Raw genomic sequence first — 26871 nt, 5'->3', positions numbered from 1 at the left:
GCCAGTACGGTGTAGGGGTGGAAATACGGAACACCGGCTACGACCACCCGCACGCCGCCAAGCTGACCGCGCAGGTCCAGCAGGAGTACGCAGAGCGATACGGCGACGGCGACGCCACCCCGATGGACCCCGCGCACTTCGACCCGCCGAGGGGCCGCTTCCTCATCGGCTACCTCGACGGGGGTCCCGTGGTGACCGGCGGCTGGCGGGCCCGGGAGACCTCACCCGAAGGCTTCAGCGACGGCGACGCCGAGCTGAAGCGGATGTATGTCGTACCGCAGGCCCGCGGCCGCGGTCTCGCCCGCCGCATCCTCGCCGAGCTGGAGGCCACTGCTGCCGCCGAGGGCCGGATCCGGATGGTCCTGGAGACCGGCACCCTGCAGCCCGAGGCGATCGCGTTGTACTCCTCCTGCGGATACACGCCGATACCCAAGTTCGGCCTCTACCGCGAGGACCCGCTCAGCGTGTGCCTCGGCAAGCCGCTGGTCGGCGGCGCGTAGTCTGGTCCGGTGACAGCTGACGACAGTGCCATAGAACGGCTCGCCGCTGCGAAGTACCTGTTGGTGACCACCTTCCGACGGGACGGTCGTGCGGTCCCCACCCCCGTTTGGGGGTTCCGCGACGGGGACGCCCTGGGGATTTGGACGGTGGCCGGTTCCGGCAAGGTCAAGCGGATCCGCAACCGGGGCGACGTACTGCTGTCCGAGTGCGATGTCCGCGGCAATCCTTCCGGCGAAGAGGTGCCGGGCCACGCTGAAATCCTCGGTCCCCGGGACACCGCGCGCTACCGGGCGCTGCTCGCCCGCAAGTACGGCATCCTCGCGCGGCTGGGGCTGCTCGGCAGCCGGCTGAGGCGTGGCCGCGAGGGCACGGTCGGGGTACGGATCACGCTGGCGGGATGACGCCGGTCCGGGCCCTACGGGGGCGTAGCGCCCGGACCGTCACAGCGGTCGGCTGTGGTCAGTCGATTCCGCGCAGGATGTGGGTCTCGGCGGGGTCGTCCTCGTAGCCGGCTAGCCGGATCGGTGCGGACCTGGCCCAGACGTCCAGATTACGCACCTCCGGCTGTGCTGGGGCGGGCTGTTCGGCGGGCTCCTGCGGGAGATCGTTCAGCTTGGTCTTCTCGGGTGTCACCGCGCGCTCCTTCGGTGTCGGGTGAGCCGTACGACCGGTGCCACGGCTCAACCGGACGCCGGGCGCCCGGTGGGGCTGGTGGAATGGGCTCTGCGGACGCGGTGGCGCCGAATGCGGAACCGGGCCGGCGGCCATGGTGGCTGGCGCTTCCCGGGACGGGCTTGGACTCGCAGGGGCTTGGTGCTTCCCCACGGGGCCGTCTCTCCCACCCAACCCTAAACCCGGCGGAGGCGCACCACCAGCCAATTCCGGTCGGGCTGCTCTTTTGGGGCTACCCTGGTACACATGAGCGGTCCGCTCGAGCGCGCAGGTCAGCCGCAGCGGCGGCCGCTGTTGATGCAGTCCACAGCCTGGGCCATGAGCTGGTCGGTCATCGCGTTGATGAAGTCGTCGTGGTCGGTGATCGCCTTGTGCTGCTGGTCCTGGAAGCCGTCGACGGCGTAGGTTGTCCCGGCCGGCACGGAGTAGGTGAGCCGCGCGGTCAGCTGCGGGATGGCCTTGAAGCCGCTCGGGCAGTTGCCGCTCGCATCGGCGAAGGCCACGTGGTCGCGGTGGTTGGCACTGTCGGTGTTGACACCGTCCCAGCAGCTCTGGAAGGCGAAGCTGCGCACCACCTTGCTTCCGCTGGGGCAGAGCGGGTACTTGTCGGTCAGCTGCACCTTGTTCTCGAATCCGGTGCAGCTCCAGTGTGCGTTGGCGTTGGCGGTGCCGTTGGTGACCGCCTTGGCGTCGCCGGTGATGATCCGCAGGAAGCGCGGCATGGCCACGACCTTGCCGGTGGGGCTGCCCGCGAAGACGATGCTGGAGGTCCTGGGCACGAGGATCGCGCCTACGTTGCCCTCCGCGCCACCGCCCTGGGCGCCGGCGTCCGGGCCCTGCTTGGTCAGGTCGCGCAGCACGGGCCAGTAGTAGGCGGACTGGTCGCCGTTGGTGCAGGTGGTGCCCTGGGCGGCGAGGGACTCGTTGGTGGAGTTGCCGTCGACCTGCTTGTTGCCGACGTAGTCGTGGACATGGTGGGCGCCGTCGACGACGCCGGGAGCCACGATGACGTTGTCGGAGTTGTGCTGGCCTTCCTTGTTGACGCCACAGCGGGAGGCGAAGGTCCCGGTGGAGGCCCCGGTCTGGTTGCGCACCTTCTTCACGTTGGGCTGCACCTTGGTGATGTCGACGAAGTCGTCGGGCGATGGCCCGTTCGCGGCAGCGGCGGCGCTCCCGCCGCTGCCGGCGGATGCGGATGCGGATGCGGATGCGGATGCCCCGGACTGCTGCCCCGCGCCGGAGCCGGAGAGCGTGCAGGCGGCGAACGCGTCGAGGCCCTGCGGGCGGGCCGCGTTGCGGCCGGTGGCGGTCGCGATGCGGTCGAGGGTGGCGGTCCGCTTGTCCTTGAGCGGGCCGAGGACCGAGTTGTTCACGAAGCCGGTACCCCCCTGGCCCTGGGCCGCGGCGAGACGCTGGGTGGCCTCGTCGATCTGGGTCTGCAACAACCGCAGATCGCGGTCGATCTCGGCCTGGGCCTGCGACGGTACGGCCGGCAGGCTGCCCTTCACATCCGGGCAGCTGATGGCGGTCCCGGCCCCGGCGCCGGGACTGGAATTCGCGGCGTTCGCGGCGGCATTGATCAGGGCCGCGCTGCCGCCGCCCACGACCAGGGCCATGACCACCAGAATGCCGTTGCGTCGTGTGCGATTGCGCCTGTGCTGAGTCTGAGTCTGAGTCTGCATGGTGGGCTCTCACTTTTCGGAACCAGGGGATGTCCGGCGCACCCACACTGATCCCGGCAGGCCATGGTGGGCCACCGACTTGGGTGTCGTGTCATGCATGCGTAAGAACTGGGAAGCCGTGAACGTCCCGGGCGAACCGCCCGTAGTACCAGTCGGGCGGCGCGCGCCGCCGGTACCACGAGGGAGACCACCGGATGACGTCACTGCGAAAGGCCCTCGGCGCCGCGCTCGCGCTCACCTGGCTCACGGCAGGCCCGGCCGCCGCCCACGGCGCGCCCACAGATCCGGTGAGCCGGGTGGTGGCGTGTTCCCAGGGGTTCGGGCAGTTCACCGGGACAGCGGTCTGCCGGGCGGCTGTCGCGGCGAACGACAACAGGCAGTTCACCGACTGGGACAACCTGCGGGTCGCCGGCGTCGCGGGCCGGGACCGTCAGATGATCCCCGACGGCAAGCTGTGCAGCGGAGGCCTCGACACCTTCAAGGGCCTGGACCTGGCGCGCACCGACTGGCCCGCGACCGCGCTGACCCCCGGTGCGGCCTTCACCCTCACCTACCGGTCGACCATCGCTCATGAGGGCACCTTCAAGGTCTATCTGACGAAGCGTGACTATGACCCGTCCCAGCCGCTGACCTGGTCCGACCTGCCGGAGAAGCCGTTCCTGACGGTCGTGAACCCGAAGCTGACGAACGGCGCCTACCACCTCACCGGCCGACTGCCGTCCGACCGGACCGGCCGCCAACTGATCTACACGATCTGGCAGAACTTCGTTCAGGACACCTACTACTCCTGCTCCGACGTCGTCTTCCCCACCCGGACCCCCACCGCCGCGGCGCAGCGGACCGCTCCCGCCGCGGCCACGCCGCTGCCCGCCACCGCCGCCCCGGCCACCACGAGCGCACCAGCCTCGCTCACCCCCGCCCCGTCCTCCGCCGTCCCGGGCACCCCCACGCCCAGCGCCGCCGACGCTTCCGGATCGCCGTTGCAGCCGCAGCCGGTGGCCGCAGAAAGCAACAGCTCCAGCGCCCCGGTCCTCGCGGTCGGCGGTGTGGTGCTGATCGCCGCCGCGGTCACCATCGCCGCCATTGCCTGGCGCCGCCGCCTGGGCTGAACCGGGCTTGCCCGGACGGGGCGCCGGAACAAGCCGTCCGGCACGCACCGCATCCCGGGGAGCGAGACACCCCGGGGTGTCCATTGACACGCGATCAACCGCGCCGCGACGATGTGGGCATGGTCCCGACACGTTCCCGGTCCCGGTGCCGATACACGGCCTGCCGGTGTACTCCGGGCGCGCTCTGTCGCTGGGCACTGTCTGACGAATAGCGCCGGCCGCCCGGGAGGGCGGGCCCGGCGGCGGCCGGCGCGTGCCGGCTGTCGCGGGGCAGGCGGGATGTGTCAGACGGTGCCGAGAGAGCCTGCCTGAGCAGTCCAGTCCAGTCCTGACTGTCTCCGTCCCGGTGTCCCGCCGTGTCCTCGCCCGTGCGCTGTACGGCCCCGCTCCCAAGCCGTCCATCGCGGCGTGCGGTCCGAGGCCGGGAAAGGTGGCCCACCTCATGCCGGTCCCCTGGATACCGTCCGCCCCCGCCTCCCCTCCCGCCGATGCGGATTCCTATGCCGATGCCTCACCGACGACCTCGCACTGGGGCGCGTTCGGCGTGCGACATCTGCCCGGCGGGGGCATCGAGCCCGTGCCGCACCCGGCCGATCCGTCCCCGTCGCCGCTGCTGGGGGGCGTGCCGGGCGCCCTGCGGCACGTCACCCGGATCCACCGGCCCGCTGTGCGACGCGGCTGGCTGGAACACGGCTCCGGGCCGAGGGAGCGGCGCGCGGACGAACCCTTCGTCGAGGTCCCCTGGGACGAAGCACTCGACCTGGCCGCCGCCGAGCTGGACCGGGTCCGCCGGGAGCACGGAAACCGGGCGGTCTTCGGCGGCTCGTACGGCTGGGCCAGCGCGGGCCGCTTCCACCACGCCCAGAGTCAGCTGCACCGCTTCCTGGGGCAGTTCGGCGGCTTTACCTCCTCCCGGAACTCCTACAGCAACGGCACTTCCTACGTTTTGCTGCCGTACATCGTCGGCGACCCGGAAATGGTGCTGCGGGGCGCCTCCTCCTGGCCCACCATCACCGCGCACACCGAGCTGATCGTCGCCTTCGGCGGCATCCCGGCCAAGAACGTGCATGTCACACCCGGCGGAGTCACCCGCCACACCACCCCCGGACACCTGGCGGCGCTCGCCGCCCGGGGCACCCGCGTGGCGCTCGTCAGCCCGCTGCGTGACGACCTGCCCGACGGCCCCGCCACGGACTGGTACCCCGTACGCCCCGCCACCGACACCGCCCTCATGCTCGGCCTCGCCCATACCCTGCTGCACGAGGGTCTGCACGACCAGGCGTTCCTCGACCGGTACACCGCCGGATCCGATGTCTTCGCCGCCTACGTCCTGGGCAAGACCGACGGCACCGCCAAGGACGCCGACTGGGCCTCCGCCATCTGCGGCATACCCGCCGACCGCATCCGCGCCCTCGCCCGCCGGATGGCGGACGCCCGCACCCTGGTCACCGTCACCTGGTCCCTGCAGCGGGCACAGCACGGCGAGCAGCCCGTATGGGCCGGCCTCGCGCTCGCCGCACTGCTCGGCCAGATCGGCCTGCCCGGCGGCGGCTTCGGCCACGGCTACGGCTCGATGGGCGACACCGGCGACACCGGCCCCCAGACCCGCCTGCCGCACCTTCCGCAGGGGCCCAACCCGGTCCCGGACTTCATCCCCTGCGCCCGGATCGCCGACCTGCTGCTGCACCCCGGTGAGAGTTACGACTACGACGGCGCCCGGCTGCGCTATCCCGACATCCGCCTGGTGCACTGGGCCGGCGGCAACCCCTTCCACCACCACCAGGACCTGGGACGGCTGCGCCGCGCCTTCGGCCGCCCCGACACCGTCATCGTCCACGAGACGCACTGGACGGCCACCGCCCGGCACGCGGACATCGTTTTTCCGGCGACCACGGCGCTGGAGCGCGAGGACTTCGGGGGCGGGCGGCACGACACCCATCTGATCGCCATGCACCGATCGGCCGACCCGGTCGGTGAGGCCCGCGACGACCACGCGGTGCTCGCCGCTCTCGCCGGCCGGCTCGGCTTCGGGGAGCGCTTCACCGAGGGCCGCACCCCGCGTCAGTGGCTGGAGCATCTGTACGGGGAGTGGGCGGCGCGGACCGAGGGGGCACCGTCCTTCGAGGACTTCTGGGCGGCGGGGGAGTGGCAGTTGCCCGAACAGCCCGCTCAGCAGACCCGCACCCTGCTCGCGGACTTCCGCGCCGACCCGGGCGCCGCGCCGCTGACCACCCCCAGCGGCCGTATCGAGCTCGCCAGCGCGCGCATCGCCGCCCTGGGCCTGCCCGACTGCCCCGGCCACCCGGCCTGGCTCGAACCCGATGAATGGCCCGGTGCGCCCGACGCCGCCCGGCTGCCGCTGCTGCTGATCGCCAATCAGCCCGCCACTCGTCTGCACAGCCAGCTCGACACCGGAGCCGTCAGCCTGGCCGCCAAGGTCGCGGGCCGTGAGGCGTTGCAGCTCCACCCCGCCGACGCCGCCGCGCGTTCCATCTCCGACGGCGACCTGGTGCGGGTCTTCAACGACCGTGGCGCCTGCCTGGCCGGTGCCGTTCTCACCGGCCGGGTCCGGCCCGGGGTCGTCCGGCTGCCGACCGGCGCCTGGTTCGACCCCGTACCCGGCCATGAGCCGCCGCTGTGCGCGCACGGCAACCCCAACGTGCTGACCGCCGACATCCCCAGCTCGCGGCTCTCCCAGGGATGCGTCGGCCAGCACGCGCTCGTCGAGGTCGAACGGTACGAGGGCGACCCGCCGCCGGTGACCGTCCGCCGGCCGCCCGTGCTGCTCGACTCCGACGGGGCTACCTCAGATCGGCTTCCGTGAGGTAGCCGGTGTCGATGAGCTTTTGCTTGTAGTTGGTCTTGTCGACGCTGACCGGCGGCAGCAGATAGGCGGGCACGATCTTGTTGCCGTTGTCGTACTGCTTGGTGTCGTTGATCTTCACCTTGCCGCCGGTGAGGATCGCGTCGCCCATCTGCACCGCGACGCGGGCGAGCATACGGGTGTCCTTGTAGACGGTCTCGGACTGTTCGCCGGAGAGGATCAATTTGACCGAGGCAGCCTCGGCGTCCTGGCCGGTGATGACCGGAAGCGGCTTGGCCGCGGTGCCGTAACCGGCGTGCTTGAGAGCGGTGATGACGCCACGGGAGATGCCGTCGTAAGGAGACAGGATGGCATCGATGCGCCCGGAGCCGTAGGAGGTGCTGAGAATATCCTTCGTACGGGCCTCGGCGATGGCGCCGTCCCAGCGGAGGGTGTTGACTTGGGTGAGACGCTTCTGGCCGCTCCCGACCACCAGCTCGTGACTGTCGATGTACTTCTGGAGGATGCTCAGCGAACCGTTGTAGAAGTACTGGGTGTTGTTGTCATCGGGGGAGCCGGCGAACAGCTCGATGTTGAACGGGCCCCTGTTACCGTTCTTGAGGCCGAGCTTGTCGACAATGTACTCGGCCTGGAGCTGGCCGACCTTGAAGTTGTCGAAACTCGCGTAGTAGCTCACGTCATTGCTGGCCAGAATTAAGCGGTCATAGGCGATGACCTTGACCCCCGCGTCCCTGGCTTCCAGCAGGACCTCGCCCAGGGCCTCGCCGTCGATCGACGCAATGATCAGGACTTTGTCGCCCTGGGCTATCATTTTGTGGATCTGCGAGACCTGGGTGTCTACGTCGTTGTTGCCGAAACGCAGGTCGGTTTTATACCCCTTGGCCGTGAACCCCTTGACCATGGCATTGCCATCGACGATCCACCGGTCGGAGGTCTTTGTCGGGAGGTCGATACCGATGGTGGAGCCTTTGCCGCCGGCGCTGCTGCTGCTGCTGGATCCACCGCAGGCGGTGGCGGTGGCGGCCAGGACGAGGACGGTAACAACTGCCGTGGTGGTCCGCAGTTGGGCGGCTCTGGCATGGCGCATCAGGGTCGGATCCTTTCGGGGTGCGCTTGGGACGGTCCCGGGGCAGTCGGGGAGCCGTTGAGGCGGCCCGCTGCGGGGGTTCCGGTAGGTCCCGGCGTTCTGGTGTTCGATCGTACTGGTGGGGCGTCAGGAGCGAGGCAGTGAAGGTGGGGGGGCCGTGGCCCGGATCGGCCCGCGCCCGGTGCGGCGCTGGGTTCGCCGGGCCGGGGCCAGGGAAGTGGTGCCGGACACTAGCACATCCGCACTCCGCTGTTGGCGTCCTGAAGCCAGGTCCCGGGACCTGGCGGTGGCACGCGGGCGGACCCGTGCGCGGGGGTGCATGATGACCTTGTTGGACTGCGCACGCACGAGGAGTGACGAGGAGTCGGAGATGGTGCACGAACGGGCAGGACAGCCGGCGCAACCGGCGGATTTGGTCGATGTCGCCCGGCTGGTGACCGCGTACTACACGCTGCGTCCCGACCCGGCGGAACCGGACCAGCGTGTCTCCTTCGGCACCTCCGGGCACCGGGGTTCCTCGCTGGCCGTGTCGTTCAACGAGGATCACATCGCCGCGACCAGCCAGGCCATCTGCGACTACCGGGCCGACCAGGGAACCGACGGGCCGCTGTTCATGGGCGCCGACACCCACGCGCTGTCCGAACCGGCCCGGGCGACCGCGCTGGAGGTCTTCGCGGCGAACGACGTCACCGTCCTGATCGACAGCACGGACGGCTACACCCCCACCCCGGCCGTTTCCCACGCCATCCTCGCCCATAACCGCGGTCGTACGACCGGAATTGCGGACGGCGTGGTGGTCACCCCGTCCCACAACCCGCCCGCCGACGGCGGCTTCAAGTACAACCCGCCCACCGGCGGCCCGGCGGCCGCCTCGGTGACCAGCTGGATCCAGGACCGCGCCAACGAACTCATCACCGCCGGCCTGAAAGGCGTCCAACGGCTGCCGTACACCCGCGCCCTGGCCGCCGCGACGACCGGGCGGTACGACTTCCTGGGCCGTTACGTCGACGACCTGCCCGCGGTACTCGACCTCGACGCCGTACGCTCCGCCGGAGTGCGCATCGGCGCGGACCCGCTCGGTGGCGCCTCGGTCGGCTACTGGGGCCGTATCGCCGAGCAGTACCGCCTGGACCTCACCGTCGTCAACCCGCATACCGATCCCACCTGGCGGTTCATGACGCTCGACTGGGACGGCAAGATCCGGATGGACTGCTCCTCGCCGTACGCGATGGCCTCACTGATCGCGCAGCGGGACTCCTACCAGATCGCCACCGGAAACGACGCCGACGCCGACCGGCACGGCATCGTCACCCCGGACGCCGGCCTGATGAATCCCAATCACTATCTCGCCGTAGCCATCTCCTACCTCTACACGCACCGCGACGGCTGGCCACCGGATGCCGCCGTCGGCAAGACACTCGTCTCATCGGCCGTGATCGACCGGGTGGCGGCGGACCTGGGCCGCAGGCTGGTCGAGGTCCCCGTCGGCTTCAAGTGGTTCGTGGACGGCCTGCTCGACGGCTCGCTCGGCTTCGGCGGCGAGGAGTCCGCGGGGGCGTCCTTCCTCCGCCGCGACGGCTCCGTGTGGACCACCGACAAGGACGGCATCGTCCTGGCCCTGCTGGCCTCCGAGATCACCGCGGTCACCGGCTCCTCGCCGTCCGAGCACTATGCCGCGCTCACCGGCCGCTTCGGCGACCCCGCCTACGCCCGGATCGACGCCCCCGCCTCCCGGGAAGAGAAGGCCGTACTCGCCAGGCTCTCCCCGGACCAGGTGACCACGCGGGAGCTCGCCGGTGATCCGGTCACCGCCGTCCTCACCGAGGCGCCCGGCAATGGCGCCCCGATCGGCGGGATCAAGGTGACCACCGAGAACGCCTGGTTCGCCGCCCGCCCCTCGGGCACCGAGGACGTCTACAAGATCTACGCCGAGTCCTTCCTCGGCCCCGACCATCTGCGCCGCGTCCAGGAGGAGGCCAGGGCGGTCGTGTCCGCCGCGCTCAGCTGAGCAGCTCCCAGGCCGTGGAGAAGTCACCCGGGTCAAGGATCTGTACGAAGTCACTGCTCCGGACAATCCACTGCCCGACCGCCACCTGCGCCACGGCGCCACGGCCAAGAAAGATCAGCAGCAGCACACTCGTCAGATCCGGCGCCTGGCTCACCGCGATGCCGCGCCCTACGGCCGCGCGTAGCTCGGGAAGGTTGCCCCCGGTCCACCGCACCGCGACAGCGGTGGTCCAGGAACGGTAGATACCTGCCGAGTCCACGCTGTCTCCCCGCACTCACGGGTGTATGACAGCTGTGAGCATGCCACCCCGGAGGCCAGGCGCGCACCCGGTCGGCCGTACGGCCGCAGGCGGGCGTGGCCGGGCGCTGACGGGAAGATTCTCAGTCATTCGTGATGCGGTGGCACGGGGGAACATCCCGGGGGCACGATCTTGTCCGACATCATCGTTGAAAGGGCCGTCGAAGCTGTCCCGGCCGAAAACCAGGAGACAGTGCGCGGACTCACCGCGTAGCCCGACCCGCTGCGTATCCCGCCGACGCTCCGCCCGGCCCGCGACGCCGCCCGCGAGGGCATCGTGGTCAACCGGTCCGCGACGCGGTGCCGTCTGCGCTCGCAGATGCCGCCGACACCGCATCACCGGCGACTACCCGGAGAACGCGGTCGCCTACGGCCGTCCGGTCAGATCCTCAGCGGCAGGCCAGTTCGCCGGCGCCTACGGGCGGTTCATGTACCAGCCATCTGCTGGAGCACGAGGACATGGGGATGATGCGGCCCTTCGCCGTCATGCCGCCCCAGGTCCTGAAGTTCGACCACCACCAGCCCGGACACGGCGGCCGCTGAGCCCCCGGCGGCCCGTCAGGCGACAGGCCCCCGGGTCAAGCGCCCGGCGGAGCCAGGACCTGGCCGAGGTCATAGCCGACAGGCTCCTCCAGCTGGGCGTACGTACAGCTCAGCGGGTCCCGGTCCGGGCGCCAGCGGCGGAATTGCGCGGTGTGCCGGAAACGGCCGCTCTGCATGTGGTCATAGGCCACTTCGCACACCAGCTCGGGGCGGAGCGGTACCCAGGACAGGTCCTTCTTCCCCGTCCATCTGCTGGGCGCCCCCGGCATGCGGTCGGTCGCGTGTGCTTCCTCGCTGGCCCACTCGGCCCAGGGATGGCCCTCGGCGGAGGGCATCCGCAGCGGCTCCAGCTCGGTGAGCAGCTCCTGCCGGCGCCGCATCGGGAAGGAGGCGCAGACCCCGACATGCTGGAGACGGCCGGCCGGGTCGTACAGACCGAGCAGCAGCGATCCGACGACCGGACCGCTGCTGTGGAAGCGGAACCCCGCCAGCACACAGTCGGCGGTGCGCTCGTGCTTGACCTTGACCATCAGCCGCTCGTCGGGCCGGTAGGGGATGTCGAGGGGCTTGGCCACCACGCCGTCCAGCCCCGCCCCCTCGAACTGGCTGAACCACTGCTGGGCTCGGCCGGTGTCCGTGGTCGCGGGCGCCACATGGACCGGGGCGGACGCGGTCCCCAGCGCCTGGACCAGCAACTCGCGCCGCCGGAGCATCGGGGTGTCCACCAGCGAGGAGTCTTCCAGGGCCAGGATGTCGAAGGCGACAAAGGACGCCGGGGTGCTCTCCGCCAGCATCCGCACCCGTGACGCGGCCGGATGAATGCGTTCCAGCAGTGCGTCGAAGTCCAGCCGGCCCTCCCGGGCGATGACGATCTCGCCGTCCACCACACAGCGCTCGGGCAGATTGGCCAGCAGGGCGTCAACGAGTTCGGGGAAATAGCGGCCGAGCGGTTTCGTATTACGGCTGCCGATGTATATCTCGTCGCCGTCACGGTGCACGATGGCCCGGAAGCCGTCCCACTTGGCCTCGTAGAGCATGCCCGGCGGAATCCTCGCCGCTGTCCTGGCGAGCATCGGCTTCACGGGTGGCATCACCGGGAGGTCCATGCTCCCGATGGTGCGGCCCGGCGCTCGCCGGCGCGCGCCGGGAGGCGGTGGTGCCCAGCTCGTCCTACGGTGGCGGCATGGGAGAGGCACTCCAGCTCACGGTGGGGGAGCGGACGGTACGGCTGTCCAACCCCGACAAGGTGTACTTCCCCGAGCGCGGCTTCACCAAGCTGGACGTCGCCCGGTACTACCTCACCGTCGGCGACGGTATTCTCCGCGCCCTGCGGGAGCGGCCGACGACCCTGGAGCGCTACCCCGACGGGGTGACCGGAGAATCGTTCTTCCAGAAACGGGCGCCGAAGAACCACCCCGACTGGATCCCCACCGCCCGCATCGCATTCCCCAGCGGACGCTACGCCGACGAGATCTGCCCCACCGAGACCGGCGCGGTCATCTGGGCCGCCAACCTCGGCTGCCTGACCTTCCACCCCTGGCCGGTCCGCCGCTCCGACGTGGACCGTCCCGACGAGCTGCGCATCGACCTCGATCCCCAGCCGGGCACGGACTACGACGACGCCGTCCGCGCGGCACGCGAACTGCGGCCGCTGCTGGAAGAGCTGGGCCTCGAGGGCTGGCCCAAGACCTCCGGCGGACGCGGACTGCATGTCTTCGTACCCATCGAGCCGCAGTGGACCTTCACCCAGGTCCGCCGCTGCGCCATCGCCATCGGCCGCGAGCTGGAGCGGCGGATGCCGGACCAGGTCACCACCTCCTGGTGGAAGGAAGAACGCGGCGCCAAGATCTTTTTCGACTACAACCAGACCGCGCGCGACCGCACCATCGCCTCCGCCTACTCGGTGCGGCCGCACCCGCGCGCCCCAGTCTCCGCGCCGCTGCGCTGGGAGGAGCTCGGCGAGGCCCGCCCGGAGGACTTCGACCTCGCGACCATGCCCGGGCGCTACGCCGCGGTCGGAGACCTGCATGCCGGTATGGGCACCAGCGCCGGGAGCCTGCGGGCCGCCCTCGAAGCCGCCGACCGCGACGAACGAGATCACGCCCTCGGTGATCTCCCGTACCCGCCCGACCATCCCAAGATGGCCGGCGAGCCCAAGCGCGTGCAGCCCAGCCGTGCCAAGGACTGACGCCCCACCCGCCCGGCCCGCTCCCACCGGAATCCGGACGCTTAGGGCCGCCCCGGGGCGGCCCCCTGCTGGCGTCCCCCGGCTACTGGCCGGGGGACGCCAGCAGGCTGTCGTCGATATGTGAAGGCAGATCCGAAGGCCCCTGGTACACCGCGGTCGCGCCCGCCCCGAGCCGGCAGGCCTGCACATCCCAGACCGTGTCGCCGATGAAGACCGCGCGGTCCGCCGGGACCGCGGCCCGCTTCAGGGCGGTCTCCACCAGATCGGGAGCGGGCTTGCTCGCCTTGACATCGTCCGCGCAGGTGACCGCCGTGATCGCGTCATCAGCCCCGAGGGCCTCGCGCATCGCACCCAGTTCCTTGCTCTGCGCGGAACTTGCCAGTACGACCTTCCAGCCCCGGGAGGCGCACTCCCGAAGAAGGTCGGCGGCGCCTTCCAGCGGAGTCAGGCGGGAAAAGTACTGGGCGTAGAGAACCTGATGAGCCGTTGAGATAGCCGCGTCCTCGTCCCGGTCACGGTTCTTTCCGAGCAGATGCTCCAGGAGGCGGTCCGCTCCCATGCCGATGGCCCGGTGGATCGAGGCCGTTGCCACCGTGTGCCCCATTTGGCGGAAGGCTTCCCACCAGGCAACGGAGTGCAGGTAATTGGTGTCCATCAAGGTGCCGTCCACATCGAACAGCACAGCGCTCAGACTCCGGCTCTCCATATGCCGTACGGTATCCGGCGAATCGCGGCACCGCCCACTGGAGACGGCCTCCGTGGCCGCCCGGGCGGGTTTGTGGCGGGAGCCCGGGGGCAACCGCGTAATGGCGGTGCCCGGCTCCGCGGGTACTCCTCACTTCCAGCGAGGAGACAGTCATGGCAATACCCGTTTATCCGGTACGCCGGCGCTTTCCGGCCCGTAGTTTCCGACAGCTGCGAGGAACCTCATGAGCAGCCGCAAGCCCACCCGTCTGACACCGGACCTTCCACCTCGCGTCGAGGTCCCTGATCCGCCGCGTGCGGCGCCACGCGAAAAGTCCCGGAGCCCGCGCCCTCCGGCGCCGCCTGCGGAAGGCGGGAGGCCCGAGGAGCACCCGCCGGACGACTACAGCACCGACTGATGGTCCGGCACGGCTCACGGGTGACAACGGAGGAACTGATGACCGACCAATTGTCCGGGCCGTCCGGGCGCGAACGCCACGCACCGCGCGGGACGCGGGCGGGGAATCGCCGGCGCTGCCACGGTGACGCGGCACGGGAGCGCCTTACCGCGCACCGGGAATGGAGGACGGCCGGGGGCCGGTCGCTCGTATGGTGACGTTGGGCGTGGAAGAGGAGTATCTGCTGCTCGACGCGGAGACGGCCCTGCCGGTCCCGAAGGCACCGCAAATTCTGGCCGCCGCAGGTCTGAATCCCATGCTGAGCTGCGACGAAGTCCAGAACGAGCTCCTCCAGGCGCAGGTGGAGGTGGCCACCCCAGTCTGCGCGGAGCTGGACGAGGTGGAGGACCATGTGCGCCGCTTCCGGCTGGCCCTGGCCGCCGCGGCGGACGGGGCCGACTGCCGGGTCGCGGCCGCGGGAGCCGCGCCGGTGGCCGGCCGGCGTCCGGTGCCGGTGACTGACAAGCCGCGTTACCGGATGATGCTCGCCGATGCGGCCCACCTCGTGGAAGAACAGCTGATCTGCGGTATGCACATCCACGTCGCCATTCCCGACCGGGCTGCCGGAGTGCTCGCCCTCGGCAGGATCCGGCCGTGGCTTCCGGTCCTGGTCGCCATGGGCGCCAACTCCCCGCTCTGGGAGGGCGGTGACACTGGCTTCGCCAGCTGGCGCACCGTGGTGTTCGGCCGCTGGCCGGTGAGCGGGCCGCCCCCCGGCTTCCGGGACGCCGCCGACTACGAGGCGCGCGTCCGGGCACTGCTCGCCACCGGCGTCATCCGCGACCGCGGCCAGCTGTACTGGCAGGCCCGCCTCTCCGAGCGGTACCCGACCCTTGAGGTCCGCGCGCTCGACGTCCAGCTGAGCGCCGGCACTGCCGTAATGTTCGCCGGAATTGTGCGCGCGCTGGTGGTAACGGCGTTGCGCGAGAGCGGGGGCGCTGCCCCCTTCGTCAGTCCCGAGCAGGAGATGGTGCACGCCGCCGGCTGGCACGCCGCCCGGCACGGCCTCAACGACGTCCTGGTCGACCCGCACAGTGGCCGCCCACGCCCGGCTCGTGAAGTCGTGGAGTCGTTGCTGGAACACCTCACCCCCGCGCTGGACGAGGCCGGCGACACCGTCAGAGTGACGTCCTCCGTCCACCGCCTCCTCGACCAGGGGACCGGTGCCGCTCTGCAGCGCGAGGCCATGAGCCGCGGAGGCCTCGACTCTGTCGTCGAACTGATCGCGCCGCTCCCGAAGCCCGGGCCGTGACGGCCTAGGGCCACGACGTCCACCGGGCGTGGCAGGTCTCCTCCGATGGCGGGTTGCCGTCCGGTGGGCGAGGCTGGTGACGCGGCATCTGCTGCGGTTCACACCGGCCGCCGGTACCCGCGGCGTGGCCGGATGTCGGCGCCACGAATGGTGCGCACAGGCCGGCAGGCAACCCTGATCGCGAGCGAGGGGACAGCCATGACAACACCGACCCCGTCCGTGAAGCGGCGTCGCGAGCATGACGCGCCGGACACCACCGTCGGATTCGAGCGCCTCGCGGCCATGCCGGCGGGACCTGAACGGGACCGGCTGCGGGCGGACGTGATCTCCGCGTGGCTGCCGGTCGTGCACCGGATCTCGCGCCGGTTCCGCTCCAGCGGCGAATCAGCGGCGGATCTTCGCCAGGTCGCGGCCCTGGCCCTGGTGAAGGCCGCCGACCGGTACGACCCGTACCGCGGCCCGTTCGAGGCGTTCGCCATCCCCACCGTCACAGGCGAGCTCAAACGCCACATCCGGGACCACGCGTGGGCCGTACACATTCCACGGAGGATCCAGGAACTGCGGGCACAGGTCCGCTTCGCGCAGGATCGTCTGCAGCAGACCGGACGGCATGAGCCGCCGTCGGCCGGCGAGCTGGCGGCGGAGACCGGGCTGTGCGAGAACGAGGTGCTTCTCGGCCTCCAGGCCGAAGGCGTCCACCAGACGCTGGCCCTGGACCGGCCGCTGGGCGGCAGCGACGACCTGCTGCTCGCCGACGTCATCGGCGGCCCCGACGACGCGCTGGAACGCGTCGTGGACCGCGAATCCCTCAAACCGCTGCTGGCCGCCCTGCCCGAGCAGGAGAAGCGCGTCCTGTACTGGCGCTTCTTCGAGAGCCTCAGCCAGCAGCAGATCGGCACCCTCCTGGGAGTCTCCCAGATGCAGGTGTGCCGCATCCTCCAACGCACCTTCACCCGGCTGCGCCAGGACCTCTGCGTCCCGGCAGCCGCCTGACCACCCCGCTGCCCGGTCAGGGACGCATCCCGCCGGCGGCAGGTGAGTGGGTGGCGAAACCGTCCACCCCCAGCGGGTCCCGGCCGGGTCAGCAGCGGAGGGATCTCGTCGCTGCGCCGGGGGAGCAGGCCCACCGAATGCTGGGCCACCCTCTTCGCGCTCCGCCGGTACCGGATTGCCCGGGTACCCGGCGCGCAGCCGCCGAACCAGCCCCCGGCGCCACCTCCCGGCAGTCCGGACACCCGGTCGGACGCCCATGAGCGACCAGGTCAGCGCCCCGGGACCTACTGTCTGAAGTGATGTCCCCAGGAGGGCGCATGACGTCGTCGCCGAGCCAGCGCGGGTCCGGCCCGCCCGCGCCCAGGGCTCCTGCGGGCGCACTGAGCAGGCTCGGCGAGTGGTGCGGTCGTCACTACGCCGTCGTCATCGTGGTGTGGCTGGTCGCGCTCGGGGGACTGCACGCGGCCCAGAGCACCGTCGGCGGCACCTACTCCGACGACTTCTCGCTTTCCGGCACTCAGTCCTACGAAGGGCTGGACGTACTCAACGCGCACGCGCCCGGGGCGGGAGGACTGAGCGCCCAAGTGGTGCTGCATGACGCCAAGGCGCCGCTGACGACAGTCCGGGACCAGATCGGCCGGACGGTCGCCTCGCTCCAGCACCTCCCGCATGTGCTGGCCGCGGTCAACCCGCTCGCTCCCTCCCCGCAGAACCCGTCGTCCTCCGGGTCCCCGACGCAGTCCCCAACGCCCGTGTCGGCGGACGGCAGAACGGCGTACATCACCGTGCGCTTCGACACCAATCCCGCTTCGCTGGAGCAGGCCTATCTGAGCGGCGTCGACAAGGCGGTCGCCCCGTTGCGCTCCGCGGGCGTACAGGTCGAATACGGGGGGTCGCTCGGCGAGCTCGCCCGGCCCCAGCCGGCCGACCTGACGAGCGAGGCGATCGGCTTCGCGGTAGCGATCGTGGTCCTGCTGATCGGCTTCGGAAGTGTCATCGCCGCCACCATCCCGCTGATCACCGCCCTGCTCAGTGTCATCGTCGGGCTGAGCTGCCTGAGCCTGCTCGCCAACGCCTTCACTTTCGCGAGCGTCTCACCCACCCTGGCGACCATGATCGGGCTCGGGGTGGGCATCGACTACGCCCTGTTCCTGCTCACCCGGCACCGGCAGCAGATCATGGACGGCATGGACCCGGCCGTCAGCGCCGGCCGCGCGGTCGCCACCAGCGGACGCGCCGTCCTGGTCTCCGGCTGCACGGTGATCGTCGCCCTCGCGGGCCTGTACGTCTCGCGGATCGGTTTCATCGGCAAGCTGGGCGCCGCCGCCGCTATCACCGTGGTCACCGCGGTCCTCGGATCGCTCACGCTGGTCCCCGCGCTCCTGGGCCTGACCGGGCGGCGCATCGACCGCTACCGGGTCCGTACTCCCGTCGCCGAAAGGTCCGCCGGACCTCCGGGCGCAGAGCCGGGCGCATGGCACCGTTACGCCCGGCGCGTCCACGACCGTCCCTGGTGGTTCCTGGCCGCCGGCGTGGTCGTGGCCGTGGTACTGGCGATCCCGCTGCTGTCCATCCGGCTGGGGCATATCGACGACGGCGCCGACCCCACCAGCTTCACCGACCGGCGCGCCTACGACCTCATCGCCAAAGGCTTCGGACCCGGCGCGAACGCCCCGCTGACCATCGTCATCGACCAGAGCCGGGTGCCCTCGGCCGATCACGCGGCGCTCGCCTCCGAGCTCCGGAAATCCCTGGCCGGCGTCCCGGGCGCGGCGAGCGTCGGCCCGCTGCAGCCCGCCGGCGACGGGAAGGTGCTGATCGCGACGGTCATCCCCGCCGGCGTTCCGCAGGCCGCGGACACCACCCGCCTGGTCAATCACCTCAAGGACAGCGTCGTGCCGCAGGGCGTGGCCGGCACGGCCGCCAGGGGATACGTCACCGGGACAACCGCCGCGCAGGTCGACTTCCTCGACATCATCTCGAGCCGGCTCCCGCTGATCATCGCGGTGGTCGTCGGCCTGGCCTCCGTGATTATTCTCGCGGTCTTCCGCGGCGTCCTGATCGCCGTCAAGGCGGCCGTGCTCAACCTGCTGTCCATCGCGGCCTCCTACGGCGTCGTGGTCGCGGTCTTCCAGTGGGGCTGGGGCGGCCCCGCGCTGGGGGTATCGGAAAAGGTGCCGATCGAGAGCTACGTACCCATGATGATGTTCGCCATCGTCTTCGGCCTGAGCATGGACTACGAGGTCTTCCTGCTCGCCCGGGTACGCGAGGCATGGCTGCGCACCAACGACAGCAGAGGCAGCGTCACCCATGGCCTGGAGATCACCGCACTCGTCATCACCTGCGCGGCCCTCATCATGGTCAGCGTCTTCGCCGCCTTCGTCCTCAGCAACAACATCGTCGTCAAGATGGTCGGGCTGGGACTGGCCGTCAGTGTGCTCATCGACGCCACCGTCGTGCGGCTGCTGCTCGTCCCGGCGGTGCTGACCCTGCTCGGCAGGCACGCCTGGTGGACGCCACGGTGGCTGGACCGCGTGCTGCCGCACCTGGACACCGAGGGCGGCCCCGCCCCGTCTCCGCAGCGTCCCGGCGGCTGCGCGCCGCCGCCCCAGTAGCGGACCGGTGAGCGCCCCGGGCCACAGACCCCCGGCCACAGAACATGGCGTCGGTAGGGTGGGAGTGTGACAGCGGTGCGCGGCACCGCGTACCTGGCCGCCCGGGTGCTCGTTTCCGTCCGTCGGGCCTGTCATGTGCGCGGATCCGGCCTCGGGGGACTGACATGAGCAAGCAGCCGACCGCCGCCCAACGCCGCGCGGTCGCCGCCGCGGACCCCGCGACCGGGCTGCTCCGTGCCTCCCCGGCGGTCCTGGAGGCCCTCGCCGGGCTGGGGCTGGCCGTACGGCATCCACGGCCCCCGCACCGCTTCTACCTGACGCCGGCCGGACGGTCCCTGCGCGCCGGCCTCACCGTCGCCCCGGCGCCCGGTCCCGCACCGGCGGTCCCGGCGGCGGAAGCCGGGGTCTTCGCGGCCAGGACGGGTCATGAGAGCGCGCCATGCGCCGCCGGCCATGCCCGGGCCCACGACGTCCTTACCGCATGGCAGGGCCTGCTAGAGCAGCGCCGGCTGCTGGGCCACAGCGCCGAACTGCCCTGTCCCTGGGAGCGCGCCCACCTGGTACCGGCAGCCGCCATCGCACTGGAAGCCGCAGGCTGCCGCCCAGCGCTGGCCGACGCACAAGGACGCTGCACGGCCGACGGCTTCCAAGTCAGTGCCACGGGGCAGCCAGAGGCCGTCCAGGTGATCTGGGCCACGGCTGCCGTCCCCCCGCAGCAGCCGCCCGCCGGTCTGGAATCCTGCCGCGCGGCACTGGAGAGCGCGGGCTGGCAGGTGAGCCACCACTGCGACCGCCACCGGACCGGCCTGTTCCTGCTGGCCTCACCCCGGCGCGCCTGACCACCCGGGCTGCCGCAGTCCGGCGGCCTCCGCCGCCGAGGCGAGCACCTCCCGCAGCATGTCCGTGGTGAGACGGCCGGTGAAGGTGTTCTGCTGACTGACGTGGTAGCAGCCGAACAGGTCCAGCGGGGCGCCCGCGTCGGCGGCGCGCAGCGTGACCCTGGCGCCGTGCCCGAACGCCGGGCGTGGCCGGGGCACGGCCCATCCGGCGGCGGCCAGCGCGGGCAGCGCGGCCTGCCAGCCGAACGCGCCCAGCACCACCACCGAGCGCAGGGTCGGCCGGAGCAGACGCAACTCCTGGACCAGCCACGGCCGGCAGGTGTCCCGTTCCTCCGGCGTGGGCTTGTTGGCGGGCGGCGCGCACCGCACCGGTTGGGTGACTCTGACACCGCGCAGCTCCAGGCCGTCGCCCCGGTGGGTGGAGACCGCCTGACTGGCCAGGCCGAGGCTGTGCAGCGCGGCGTACAGGAAGTCGCCGGACCGGTCGCCGGTGAACATCCGGCCCGTGCGGTTGCCGCCGTGCGCGGCTGGGGCCAGCCCCACGATCAGCATCGCGGCGTCCGGCGGCCCGAAGCCGGGCACCGGCCGTGCCCAGTACTCCTGGTCGGCGTATGCCCTGCGCTTGACCCGGGCGGCCTCCTCCCGCCATTGGACCAGACGCGGGCAGGCGCGGCAGTGGCACACCTGCTCGTCCAGTTCGGCGATTGTGTTTGCTGTCATAGGGATCCTCGTTCGCCCGGACGCGGCCCCGCTCAAGGCCGCTCCACGGGAGCTGGTTGGTCAGTGCTTTCGCCGGACGGACCCGGAGCCCGGCCCCTCGGGACGGAGGAGTTCGTCCTGCGGGCCGACGATGAGACCGGCCTGCCGGGCAGTGCTCTTCAGCGACCGCAGCGCCAGGAGCAGGAAGCCGATGTCGTCGAGGTAAATCGGGTCCGGCAACAGGTCGACCGGGCAGACCAGATAAATGATAGAGCCCCAGAAAGCCAATTTGCTCGCCCCGGGTACGTCGGCGCTCCGCAGGAGCGAACGCACCCGCACCAGCTTGGCCAGCAGGACCACTATGCCGATGAGCATGGCGACCACAGCCGCTACGGCAAGCGCGATCCCCACGACGGCCCAACGATCCATTTCCGGCTCCCAGCTGTCGGTTGTCCGGCTCGGGGCACCGGCACTTCGCCATCCTCCTACCCATGGCTGAGGCAGGCGCCGCTTCCTCCGACCCGGTGAAGGGCGAAGCAGGACGACGCGACGACCGGGGTCCGGCGGTTCGCCCACACAGCCACGCGTGGGCAAGCGGGTCAGAAACCGCCGCCTCCGTCGCCGAAACCGCCCCCGAAGTCCCCGCCGCCCCCGAAGCCCCCATCGCCGCCGCCGTCGTTGCCGCCGAAGCCGCCGACGAGATCTTCCCCGCCGCCGCTGTAGCCGGGATCCATGGATCCGCCCAGCATGGTGCCGATCAGCAGCCGGGGCAGCAGGATCGAGCCGTATCCGCCGAAGTAGCCGCCGGCCCAAGGACCGTTATCCGGGCAGGCCGCTGCCGCGGATGCCGCCGGCCGAGAGCAGCGCGGTCGCCAGGGCCAGGAGGACGGTCAGTGCGAGCACGACCGGCCGCCGAACAAAAGTACCCATAAATGGCTGATACCCATGGCTCAGGGATATCTGCGCGGCTTGTCGCCCCCGGTCGGCGGCCGGGGGGATGGTGGCGCCGGGGGTGGGCAGAAAGGGGGGTGTGGTGATTCCGGTCCATGACGTGAATCCGGTGCGTAGAACGCCGTGGGTGACGTACGCGCTGATCGCCGCCAACGTGGTGGTGTTCTTGAGGATGCCGGTGGTGGCGTCCTCGCTGACGGGTAGCGTCCCGCTGGGGCAGCTGTGCGATCTGCAGGCCTTCGTGCAGCACTGGGGTGCGGTACCGCGCGAGTTGTTGGAGGGCTGGCGGCCGCGGCTGGTGCCGACCGGCGTGGTGGCGGTCGGCCCGGGCGGGGCGGGCTGCCTGCTCGGGCCGCCGTCATACAGCAAGACGCCGGTGCTGTCGGTACTCACCGCGATGTTCGTGCACGGCAGCTGGCTGCACCTGCTGGGAAACATGCTCTTCCTGTGGATCTTCGGCGACAACGTCGAGGACCGCTTCGGGCGGGTGCGTTTTCTGCTGTTCTACCTGGTCTGCGGGTACGCCGCGGCGTACGGTTTCGCGGCCGTCGACCCGGGTTCGACGCAGCCGCTGATCGGGGCGTCGGGGGCGATCGCCGGGGTACTCGGGGCCTACCTGGTCCTTTACCCCCGTGTGCGGGTGTGGGGCCTGGTACCGGCGCTGTTCTTCCTGCCGCTGCGACTGCCGGCCTGGCTGGTGCTGGGGTCATGGTTCGTGCTGCAGGCGTTCTTCTCCGCCGGGTACGGCACCACGCAGGCGGGCACGGTGGCCTACGTCGCCCATGTGGTGGGCTTTGCGGTCGGCGCGCTGCTCGCCCTCCCGCTGCGGGCCGCCGCCCCGCCCGCCCGTCGCCCCCGGCGTGCCCGGTAGTTCGCGGCAGGGACGCTCGGCCCAGGCCCGAGCGGGCTGCTGGTGGTCCCGGCCGGCCAGTCGGTGAGCTTGCGGCGTATCTGATCGAGGTGGCGGTCCACGGCGGCGTCGGCGTACCCGGCTGCCCCGTAGGAACGGCCTCCTCACCCGATCACCGTAGTGGCTCTCGACCCGCGCCCCGCCCGGAGCCGTGGCCGGACGGCAGGGGGCCGTTGGCGACGCCGGACGGCAGATCGGCCGCGGGCGCTGTCGGACCCCGCCCGGCCCGTCGGAACGTCCCTGGCCGGCTGTCTGGTACAAGATTTGGGCATGGCGCAGAAAATGAGCAAACACGAGTGGCAGGCGTTCCTCCTGGAAGGGACCCGCACCGGAAAACTGTCCACGGTGCGGGCGGACGGCAGCCCGCACATCGCCCCCATCTGGTTCCTGCTCGATGAGGACCATCTGGTGTTCAACACTGGGGAGAACACGGTCAAGGGCCGCAATCTCGCGCGGGACGGCCGGATCGCGCTCTGTGTCGACGACGACAGGCCGCCGTTCTCATTTGTCACCGTGCAAGGCCGGGCCGAGTTGAGCCGCGATCTGGACGAGGTCCGGCTCTGGGCCACCAGGATCGCTGCCCGCTATATGGGGGATGAGGTCGCGGAGGAGTTCGGCGCACGCAACGCCGTCCCCGGTGAGTTGCTGGTCCGCGCCCGTATCGACAAGGTAGTGGCGCTGGCCGGACTCGCCGGGTAGCTCGGGCTGCCCTGCGCCTGCCGCCCGACGTCCCGGATTTCGGACTTGACGCCGTCCAAGGGAGCACGTCCGGTCGGTTGACGGTGTGGCCTGAATGTGATCGCGGCCGTCCTTTTCGCCCCTCTGTTCCCAGTGGCACCGTTGACGCCGTCTGTCATGTACATCCAAACTCTCGGGCGCCGGGGGTTGCGTGACGTCTGCCTCCGGTGATCCCCACAACACACAAGGAGGCACGCATGGCGGCACTCCGATCCGGCAGACGCGTCCGACTACTCCTGTCAGCGGCTGTCGTGGCTGTCAGTACGCTGGCCGCGGCCGGACCCGTTCAGGCATCTGCCAGGGCCGACGGCGGCGGTTCGCAGGACCTCGCCCAGTACGTCAACCCGTTCGTCGGTACGAAGCCCGGCGGCCCCGACTTCGGGACCGGCGGCGGGGCGGGCAACACCTTCCCCGGCGCTGACGTGCCGTTCGGCATGGTGCAGTGGAGCCCGGACACCAAACGCGACCAGCCCGGCGGCTACTACTACGACGACAGCCAGATCAGAGGCTTCAGTCTGACCCATCTGTCCGGCGCCGGCTGCGACGGTGACGAGGACCTGCCGTTCATGCCCTATGCCGGAGCGGTGACCACCTCGCCCGCCAGCGATCCGGCGCGCTACCTGGACAGCTTCTCCCACAATGACGAATCGGCCACCGCCGGCTACTACGGCGTGAAGCTGGCCTCCGGCAACAAGGTCGAACTGACGGCCACCCAGCGTTCCGGCGCCGGGCGCTTCACCTTTCCGGCGGCCAGTACCGCCTCCCTGTTGGTGAACGTCTCCGGCTCGATCGGCGGCGCCTCGGACGCGCAGGCGACGATTACCGGCGACCGCACCATCACCGGCTACGTGGCCAGCGGCCACTTCTGCGGCGGCGACAACCTTTACAGGTTGTACTTCTCAGCCACCTTTGACCAGCCCTTCGCTTCCGTCGGCACCTGGCACAACGACATCGTCACGCCGGGCGACCAGAGTGTGCGCGGCGGAGCCCGCGCCAAGGTGGACACCCGGGCACAGGCCAAGTCCACGAGCGCCACCACCTCGGCGGTGTCCGGGACGAAGTCGGCACGGGCGACCCACCCGTCGGTCAGCGTCTCGGGGCCCGGCTCCGGAGCGTACGTCACCTTCACGCCCACGGCGAAACAGGCCGCCGTGGGCGTGAAGGTCGGGCTCAGTTACGTGAGCATTGCCAACGCCGCCGCGAACGCCTCGGCAGAGCAGGGCCACTCATCGTTCGATAACGTTGTCAAAAGCGCCCGCGCAGCCTGGAACCAGCGGCTGAACCAGATCCAGGTCGGCGGCGGCACCACCGCACAGCGCACGACCTTCTACACCGCGCTGTACCACTCGCTGCTCCAGCCGAATGTCTTCAGCGACGTGAATGGCGAGTACATCGGCTTCGACGGGCAGATCCACAAGGCGGCGAGGGGACACGCGCAGTACGCCAACTTCTCCGGATGGGACATCTACCGCTCCGAGGCGCAACTGCTGGCCCTCCTGGCACCGGACGAGGCGGGTGATATCGCTCAGTCGATGTACAACCAGGCACACCAGGCGGGTGATGTGTGGGACCGCTGGTCGGTGAACAACGACTTCGAGGGCGTCATGAACGGCGACCCCTACCACTCGATCCTCGCCACCATGTACGCCTTCGGCGCCACCGGATTCGACGCCGGCAACGCGCTCGCCTCGATGGTCAAGGGCGCGACCACCGTCCAGTCCTCCAAGGCCCGCTATGTCGAACGTCCCGGGCTGACGGACTACCAGACGATCGGCTACCTGCCCGATGACGTCTCGACCACGCTGGAGTACACCAGCGCGGACTTCGGCATCGCGGCACTGGCCGGACGGCTCGACGACACCTCCACGCGGGCCACGTTCATGGGTCGGGCCCAGAACTGGCAGAAGCTGTTCAACCCGGTCAACTCGTGGATCCAGCCGCGCAACGGCGACGGTTCCTTCGTCTACCCCTTCGACCCGGCGGACTCCAGCCTGTATGTGGAGGGCAACGGCGCGCAGTACAGCTGGATGGTGCCGTACGACCTCGCGGGGCTGTTCGATGCGATAGGCGGCAACGCCAAGGCCCTCGACCGGCTCAACACTTTCTTCACCGACCTCAACGGCGGCCCGCACAATCCGTACGCCTTCCTCGGCAACGAGCCCTCGCTGGAAACCCCGTGGGAGTACGACTACGTGGGTGCTCCCTATCGCGCCCAGGACGTCGTACACAGGGCGGTCAACACCCTCTACTCCGCCGTCCCCGAGGGCGAGGTCGGCAATGACGACCTGGGCGCGATGTCGTCCTGGTACGTCTGGGCGGCGATGGGCATGTATCCGGAGGTGCCCGGCCGGGCCGAACTGGCTCTGGCGAGCCCGCTGTTCCCGCAGATCACTGTGCACCGGGCCAGCGGGCAGAGCATCACCATCAAGGCCCCCGGCGCCTCTGCCGACACCTATTATGTGCAGTCGCTCAAGGTGAACGGCAGCGCCAGCGACCGGGCGTGGCTTCCGGAGTCCTTCGTCGCCAAGGGTGGCACGCTCGACTACTTCCTGGGCAGCAGCCCCAACACCACCTGGGGCAGCGCTCCCGCCGACGCCCCGCCCTCCTTCCGCCAGGGGGAGGAACCGTTCTTCACCAGCACCGATCCGGGCCGGGTCAAGGTCCAGCCCGGGGGAGAGGCCCAGGACGCGACCGTCACCGTACGCTCCCTGCGGGCCGCGGGAACCACGGTCCACTGGACGGCCGCACCGCTGGACGGCGTCACGGTGACTCCCTCCGACGGCGACTTCACCGTGCCGGCGAGCGGTACGGGCACCGACAAACTGTCGGTGTCGGCTGCCGCCGGGGCGGAACCGGGCTTCTACTCCATTCCGCTGACGCTGACCTTGCCGGACGGCACGGCGCTGCCGAAGACAGCCGTCGCCGTCACGATCGGAACGCCGGGCAGCATGCTGTGGTATCTCAACAACAACGGCGTCTCGTCCGACGACGACAGTCCGGCGGCCAACTTCGACGGAGGCGGCTACAGCTACTCGGCCAAGGCGCTCGCGGCCGCCGGGGTCACTTCCGGGAGCACGGTGTCGTCCGGGGACTTCCGTTTCACCTGGCCGAAGGTCAACGCCGGTGACCCGGACAACATCGCGGTCGGCGGGGGCGGACAGGTGCTCGACGCCCCGGCGGCCCCTGCGGGCGCCTCGAGGCTGAGCCTGCTGGGCAGCGCCAGTAACGGCGCCGCCAGCGGCACCGTGACACTCACGTACACCGACGGAACGACTCAGGAGGAGCAGATCGGCTTCAGCGACTGGACCCTCGGCGGTGGCAGCCGGCAACCCTCGTACGGCAACTCGGTCGTCGTACGCACCGACCATCGCGACGTCTCCGGCGGCGGCACCCAGACTGTGGAAACAGACCTCTTCTCCACGGCGCCCATCGTGTTGGCATCCGGCGAGCAGCTTCAGAGCGTCACGCTGCCGGATACGGTGAGCGGCGGGACGATCCACGTCTTCGCGATGGCGACGGCCTGACCGTAGGCATGGCGGGGGCACACCCAGTGGGGTTCGCGCGACCTGGAAGCCCGGATCGCGCGAACGCCGCGCGCCGTCGACGCCCCGGTAGCCGAAGAGGGACTCCACTGCCACGGCCGCCAGGCCATCCGGGCCTGGGCGACATGGAGCAGTTGGGCCGCGGCAGTGAAGGACCCCCTCGTCGACCACCGCGACGAAGTATTCGAGCCGATGCAGGGCGACACGCATGCGCTCAGCTTATCGCTGCGAGAATATCTATTTGTTGGACATATGCCGGAACTGAGGGCAAGCTTATGC

The 26871-nt window shown here is 70.5% G+C and carries 22 protein-coding genes and 1 pseudogene; 14 read left to right on the top strand and 9 right to left on the bottom strand.

Annotation, left to right across the window (positions count from 1 at the left end; all coding sequences use genetic code 11):
• The first annotated feature begins 17 nt into the window (after nucleotides 1-17).
• Nucleotides 18-500: a GNAT family N-acetyltransferase gene (locus tag FCI23_RS23255; RefSeq protein WP_211265446.1), complete on the top strand. Its 483-nt coding sequence runs from the start codon at nucleotides 18-20 to the stop codon at nucleotides 498-500.
• 9 nt (nucleotides 501-509) lie between these two features.
• Nucleotides 510-902, top strand: coding sequence for a PPOX class F420-dependent oxidoreductase (locus tag FCI23_RS23250; RefSeq protein WP_136725876.1), 393 nt, complete (start codon nucleotides 510-512; stop codon nucleotides 900-902).
• Nucleotides 903-960: 58 nt separating this feature from the next.
• On the opposite strand, the gene FCI23_RS56580 is transcribed toward FCI23_RS23250, so the two are convergent.
• Together FCI23_RS56580 and FCI23_RS23245 are read right to left on the bottom strand one after the other, a co-directional pair.
• Nucleotides 961-1134 carry a hypothetical protein gene (locus FCI23_RS56580; RefSeq protein WP_169316905.1) on the bottom strand — a complete coding sequence of 58 codons (174 nt, stop codon included), beginning with the start codon at nucleotides 1132-1134 and terminating at the stop codon, nucleotides 961-963.
• A gap of 311 nt (nucleotides 1135-1445) precedes the next feature.
• Entirely contained in the window at nucleotides 1446-2789 is a 1344-nt protein-coding gene (locus tag FCI23_RS23245; RefSeq protein ID WP_246143920.1) for a DUF1996 domain-containing protein, read from the bottom strand.
• Nucleotides 2790-3049: 260 nt separating this feature from the next.
• On the opposite strand from FCI23_RS23245, the gene FCI23_RS23240 reads away from it, so the two are divergent.
• Together FCI23_RS23240 and FCI23_RS23235 are read left to right on the top strand one after the other, a co-directional pair.
• Complete coding sequence (locus FCI23_RS23240) at nucleotides 3050-3964, top strand: lytic polysaccharide monooxygenase auxiliary activity family 9 protein (RefSeq protein ID WP_136725874.1); 915 nt, start codon at nucleotides 3050-3052, stop codon at nucleotides 3962-3964.
• 442 nt (nucleotides 3965-4406) lie between these two features.
• Nucleotides 4407-6788, top strand: a complete 2382-nt coding sequence (locus FCI23_RS23235) for a molybdopterin-dependent oxidoreductase (protein WP_136725873.1) — start codon at nucleotides 4407-4409, stop codon at nucleotides 6786-6788.
• On the opposite strand, the gene chvE is transcribed toward FCI23_RS23235, so the two are convergent.
• Nucleotides 6766-7875, bottom strand: coding sequence for a multiple monosaccharide ABC transporter substrate-binding protein (gene chvE / locus FCI23_RS23230; RefSeq protein ID WP_136725872.1), 1110 nt, complete (start codon nucleotides 7873-7875; stop codon nucleotides 6766-6768). The genes FCI23_RS23235 and chvE overlap by 23 nt on opposite strands.
• Before the next feature lie 370 nt (nucleotides 7876-8245).
• Here chvE and pgm point away from each other — a divergent pair, with 370 nt between their 5' ends.
• The gene (gene pgm, locus FCI23_RS23225) at nucleotides 8246-9883 is read left to right on the top strand and encodes a phosphoglucomutase (alpha-D-glucose-1,6-bisphosphate-dependent) (RefSeq protein WP_136725871.1); all 1638 of its coding nucleotides are present in this window, start codon (nucleotides 8246-8248) and stop codon (nucleotides 9881-9883) included.
• Here the strand turns inward: pgm and FCI23_RS23220 are convergent.
• Nucleotides 9876-10142 (bottom strand): hypothetical protein, encoded by a 267-nt coding sequence (locus tag FCI23_RS23220; RefSeq protein WP_136725870.1) that lies wholly within the window; start codon nucleotides 10140-10142, stop codon nucleotides 9876-9878. The two genes, pgm and FCI23_RS23220, sit on opposite strands and share 8 nt — an antisense overlap.
• A gap of 436 nt (nucleotides 10143-10578) precedes the next feature.
• On the opposite strand from FCI23_RS23220, the pseudogene FCI23_RS59975 reads away from it, so the two are divergent.
• Nucleotides 10579-10723, top strand: a pseudogene (locus tag FCI23_RS59975) (multicopper oxidase domain-containing protein); the annotation flags it as partial.
• 35 nt (nucleotides 10724-10758) lie between these two features.
• Here the strand turns inward: FCI23_RS59975 and FCI23_RS23215 are convergent.
• On the bottom strand, nucleotides 10759-11829 hold the full coding sequence (locus tag FCI23_RS23215; RefSeq protein ID WP_136725869.1) for an ATP-dependent DNA ligase: 1071 nt from the start codon (nucleotides 11827-11829) through the stop codon (nucleotides 10759-10761).
• Between the two features lie 77 nt (nucleotides 11830-11906).
• On the opposite strand from FCI23_RS23215, the gene ligD reads away from it, so the two are divergent.
• A complete protein-coding gene (gene ligD / locus FCI23_RS23210; RefSeq protein ID WP_136725868.1) occupies nucleotides 11907-12911 on the top strand; it encodes a non-homologous end-joining DNA ligase in 1005 nt (334 codons plus the stop codon).
• 82 nt (nucleotides 12912-12993) lie between these two features.
• On the opposite strand, the gene FCI23_RS23205 is transcribed toward ligD, so the two are convergent.
• On the bottom strand, nucleotides 12994-13617 hold the full coding sequence (locus tag FCI23_RS23205) for an HAD family hydrolase (RefSeq protein ID WP_136725867.1): 624 nt from the start codon (nucleotides 13615-13617) through the stop codon (nucleotides 12994-12996).
• Nucleotides 13618-14204: 587 nt separating this feature from the next.
• Between FCI23_RS23205 and FCI23_RS23200 the strand changes: the two genes are divergently transcribed.
• From FCI23_RS23200 to FCI23_RS23185, 4 genes are all read left to right on the top strand, one after another.
• Nucleotides 14205-15305, top strand: a complete 1101-nt coding sequence (locus FCI23_RS23200) for a carboxylate-amine ligase (protein ID WP_136725866.1) — start codon at nucleotides 14205-14207, stop codon at nucleotides 15303-15305.
• A gap of 198 nt (nucleotides 15306-15503) precedes the next feature.
• Entirely contained in the window at nucleotides 15504-16298 is a 795-nt protein-coding gene (locus FCI23_RS23195) for a sigma-70 family RNA polymerase sigma factor (RefSeq protein WP_211265445.1), read from the top strand.
• A 317-nt stretch (nucleotides 16299-16615) separates the two neighbouring features.
• Nucleotides 16616-18913, top strand: a complete 2298-nt coding sequence (locus FCI23_RS23190; protein ID WP_136725864.1) for an MMPL family transporter — start codon at nucleotides 16616-16618, stop codon at nucleotides 18911-18913.
• A 164-nt stretch (nucleotides 18914-19077) separates the two neighbouring features.
• Nucleotides 19078-19752: a hypothetical protein gene (locus FCI23_RS23185; RefSeq protein WP_136725863.1), complete on the top strand. Its 675-nt coding sequence runs from the start codon at nucleotides 19078-19080 to the stop codon at nucleotides 19750-19752.
• Here the strand turns inward: FCI23_RS23185 and FCI23_RS23180 are convergent.
• The 3 genes from FCI23_RS23180 to FCI23_RS23170 all read right to left on the bottom strand — a co-directional run bounded on the left by FCI23_RS23180 (nucleotide 19735) and on the right by FCI23_RS23170 (nucleotide 21200).
• Nucleotides 19735-20472: a uracil-DNA glycosylase gene (locus tag FCI23_RS23180; RefSeq protein WP_136725862.1), complete on the bottom strand. Its 738-nt coding sequence runs from the start codon at nucleotides 20470-20472 to the stop codon at nucleotides 19735-19737. The two genes, FCI23_RS23185 and FCI23_RS23180, sit on opposite strands and share 18 nt — an antisense overlap.
• Nucleotides 20473-20532: 60 nt before the next feature.
• Nucleotides 20533-20880: a YkvA family protein gene (locus FCI23_RS23175; protein WP_136725861.1), complete on the bottom strand. Its 348-nt coding sequence runs from the start codon at nucleotides 20878-20880 to the stop codon at nucleotides 20533-20535.
• A 170-nt stretch (nucleotides 20881-21050) separates the two neighbouring features.
• The gene (locus FCI23_RS23170; protein WP_265737766.1) at nucleotides 21051-21200 is read right to left on the bottom strand and encodes a hypothetical protein; all 150 of its coding nucleotides are present in this window, start codon (nucleotides 21198-21200) and stop codon (nucleotides 21051-21053) included.
• A 281-nt stretch (nucleotides 21201-21481) separates the two neighbouring features.
• Here FCI23_RS23170 and FCI23_RS23165 point away from each other — a divergent pair, with 281 nt between their 5' ends.
• The 3 genes from FCI23_RS23165 to FCI23_RS23155 all read left to right on the top strand — a co-directional run bounded on the left by FCI23_RS23165 (nucleotide 21482) and on the right by FCI23_RS23155 (nucleotide 26574).
• A complete protein-coding gene (locus tag FCI23_RS23165) occupies nucleotides 21482-22273 on the top strand; it encodes a rhomboid family intramembrane serine protease (protein WP_136725860.1) in 792 nt (263 codons plus the stop codon).
• 309 nt (nucleotides 22274-22582) lie between these two features.
• Complete coding sequence (locus tag FCI23_RS23160) at nucleotides 22583-23011, top strand: PPOX class F420-dependent oxidoreductase (protein WP_136725859.1); 429 nt, start codon at nucleotides 22583-22585, stop codon at nucleotides 23009-23011.
• Between the two features lie 236 nt (nucleotides 23012-23247).
• On the top strand, nucleotides 23248-26574 hold the full coding sequence (locus FCI23_RS23155) for a GH92 family glycosyl hydrolase (RefSeq protein ID WP_136725858.1): 3327 nt from the start codon (nucleotides 23248-23250) through the stop codon (nucleotides 26572-26574).
• Nucleotides 26575-26871 lie beyond the last annotated feature (297 nt).

This window comes from Actinacidiphila oryziradicis, assembly GCF_005047355.1.
In the GTDB taxonomy this organism is placed as follows: Bacteria; Actinomycetota; Actinomycetes; order Streptomycetales; family Streptomycetaceae; genus Actinacidiphila; species Actinacidiphila oryziradicis.
The sequence above is the reverse complement of the archived record's forward strand: the minus strand, read 5'-3'. Positions and strand labels throughout refer to the sequence as shown.

Bases quoted from the DNA above. Each gene is read 5' to 3' on its own strand.
- FCI23_RS23245 (WP_246143920.1), bottom strand. From the start codon at position 2,789: ATGGCCCTGGTCGTGGGCGGCGGCAGCGCGGCCCTGATCAATGCCGCC.
- FCI23_RS23240 (WP_136725874.1), top strand. From the start codon at position 3,050: ATGACGTCACTGCGAAAGGCCCTCGGCGCCGCGCTCGCGCTCACCTGG.
- FCI23_RS23235 (WP_136725873.1), top strand. From the start codon at position 4,407: ATGCCGGTCCCCTGGATACCGTCCGCCCCCGCCTCCCCTCCCGCCGAT.
- chvE (WP_136725872.1), bottom strand. From the start codon at position 7,875: ATGCGCCATGCCAGAGCCGCCCAACTGCGGACCACCACGGCAGTTGTT.
- pgm (WP_136725871.1), top strand. From the start codon at position 8,246: ATGGTGCACGAACGGGCAGGACAGCCGGCGCAACCGGCGGATTTGGTC.
- FCI23_RS23215 (WP_136725869.1), bottom strand. From the start codon at position 11,829: ATGGACCTCCCGGTGATGCCACCCGTGAAGCCGATGCTCGCCAGGACA.
- ligD (WP_136725868.1), top strand. From the start codon at position 11,907: ATGGGAGAGGCACTCCAGCTCACGGTGGGGGAGCGGACGGTACGGCTG.
- FCI23_RS23205 (WP_136725867.1), bottom strand. From the start codon at position 13,617: ATGGAGAGCCGGAGTCTGAGCGCTGTGCTGTTCGATGTGGACGGCACC.
- FCI23_RS23200 (WP_136725866.1), top strand. From the start codon at position 14,205: ATGGTGACGTTGGGCGTGGAAGAGGAGTATCTGCTGCTCGACGCGGAG.
- FCI23_RS23195 (WP_211265445.1), top strand. From the start codon at position 15,504: ATGACAACACCGACCCCGTCCGTGAAGCGGCGTCGCGAGCATGACGCG.
- FCI23_RS23190 (WP_136725864.1), top strand. From the start codon at position 16,616: ATGACGTCGTCGCCGAGCCAGCGCGGGTCCGGCCCGCCCGCGCCCAGG.
- FCI23_RS23185 (WP_136725863.1), top strand. From the start codon at position 19,078: ATGAGCAAGCAGCCGACCGCCGCCCAACGCCGCGCGGTCGCCGCCGCG.
- FCI23_RS23180 (WP_136725862.1), bottom strand. From the start codon at position 20,472: ATGACAGCAAACACAATCGCCGAACTGGACGAGCAGGTGTGCCACTGC.
- FCI23_RS23175 (WP_136725861.1), bottom strand. From the start codon at position 20,880: ATGGATCGTTGGGCCGTCGTGGGGATCGCGCTTGCCGTAGCGGCTGTG.
- FCI23_RS23170 (WP_265737766.1), bottom strand. From the start codon at position 21,200: ATGCTGGGCGGATCCATGGATCCCGGCTACAGCGGCGGCGGGGAAGAT.
- FCI23_RS23160 (WP_136725859.1), top strand. From the start codon at position 22,583: ATGGCGCAGAAAATGAGCAAACACGAGTGGCAGGCGTTCCTCCTGGAA.
- FCI23_RS23155 (WP_136725858.1), top strand. From the start codon at position 23,248: ATGGCGGCACTCCGATCCGGCAGACGCGTCCGACTACTCCTGTCAGCG.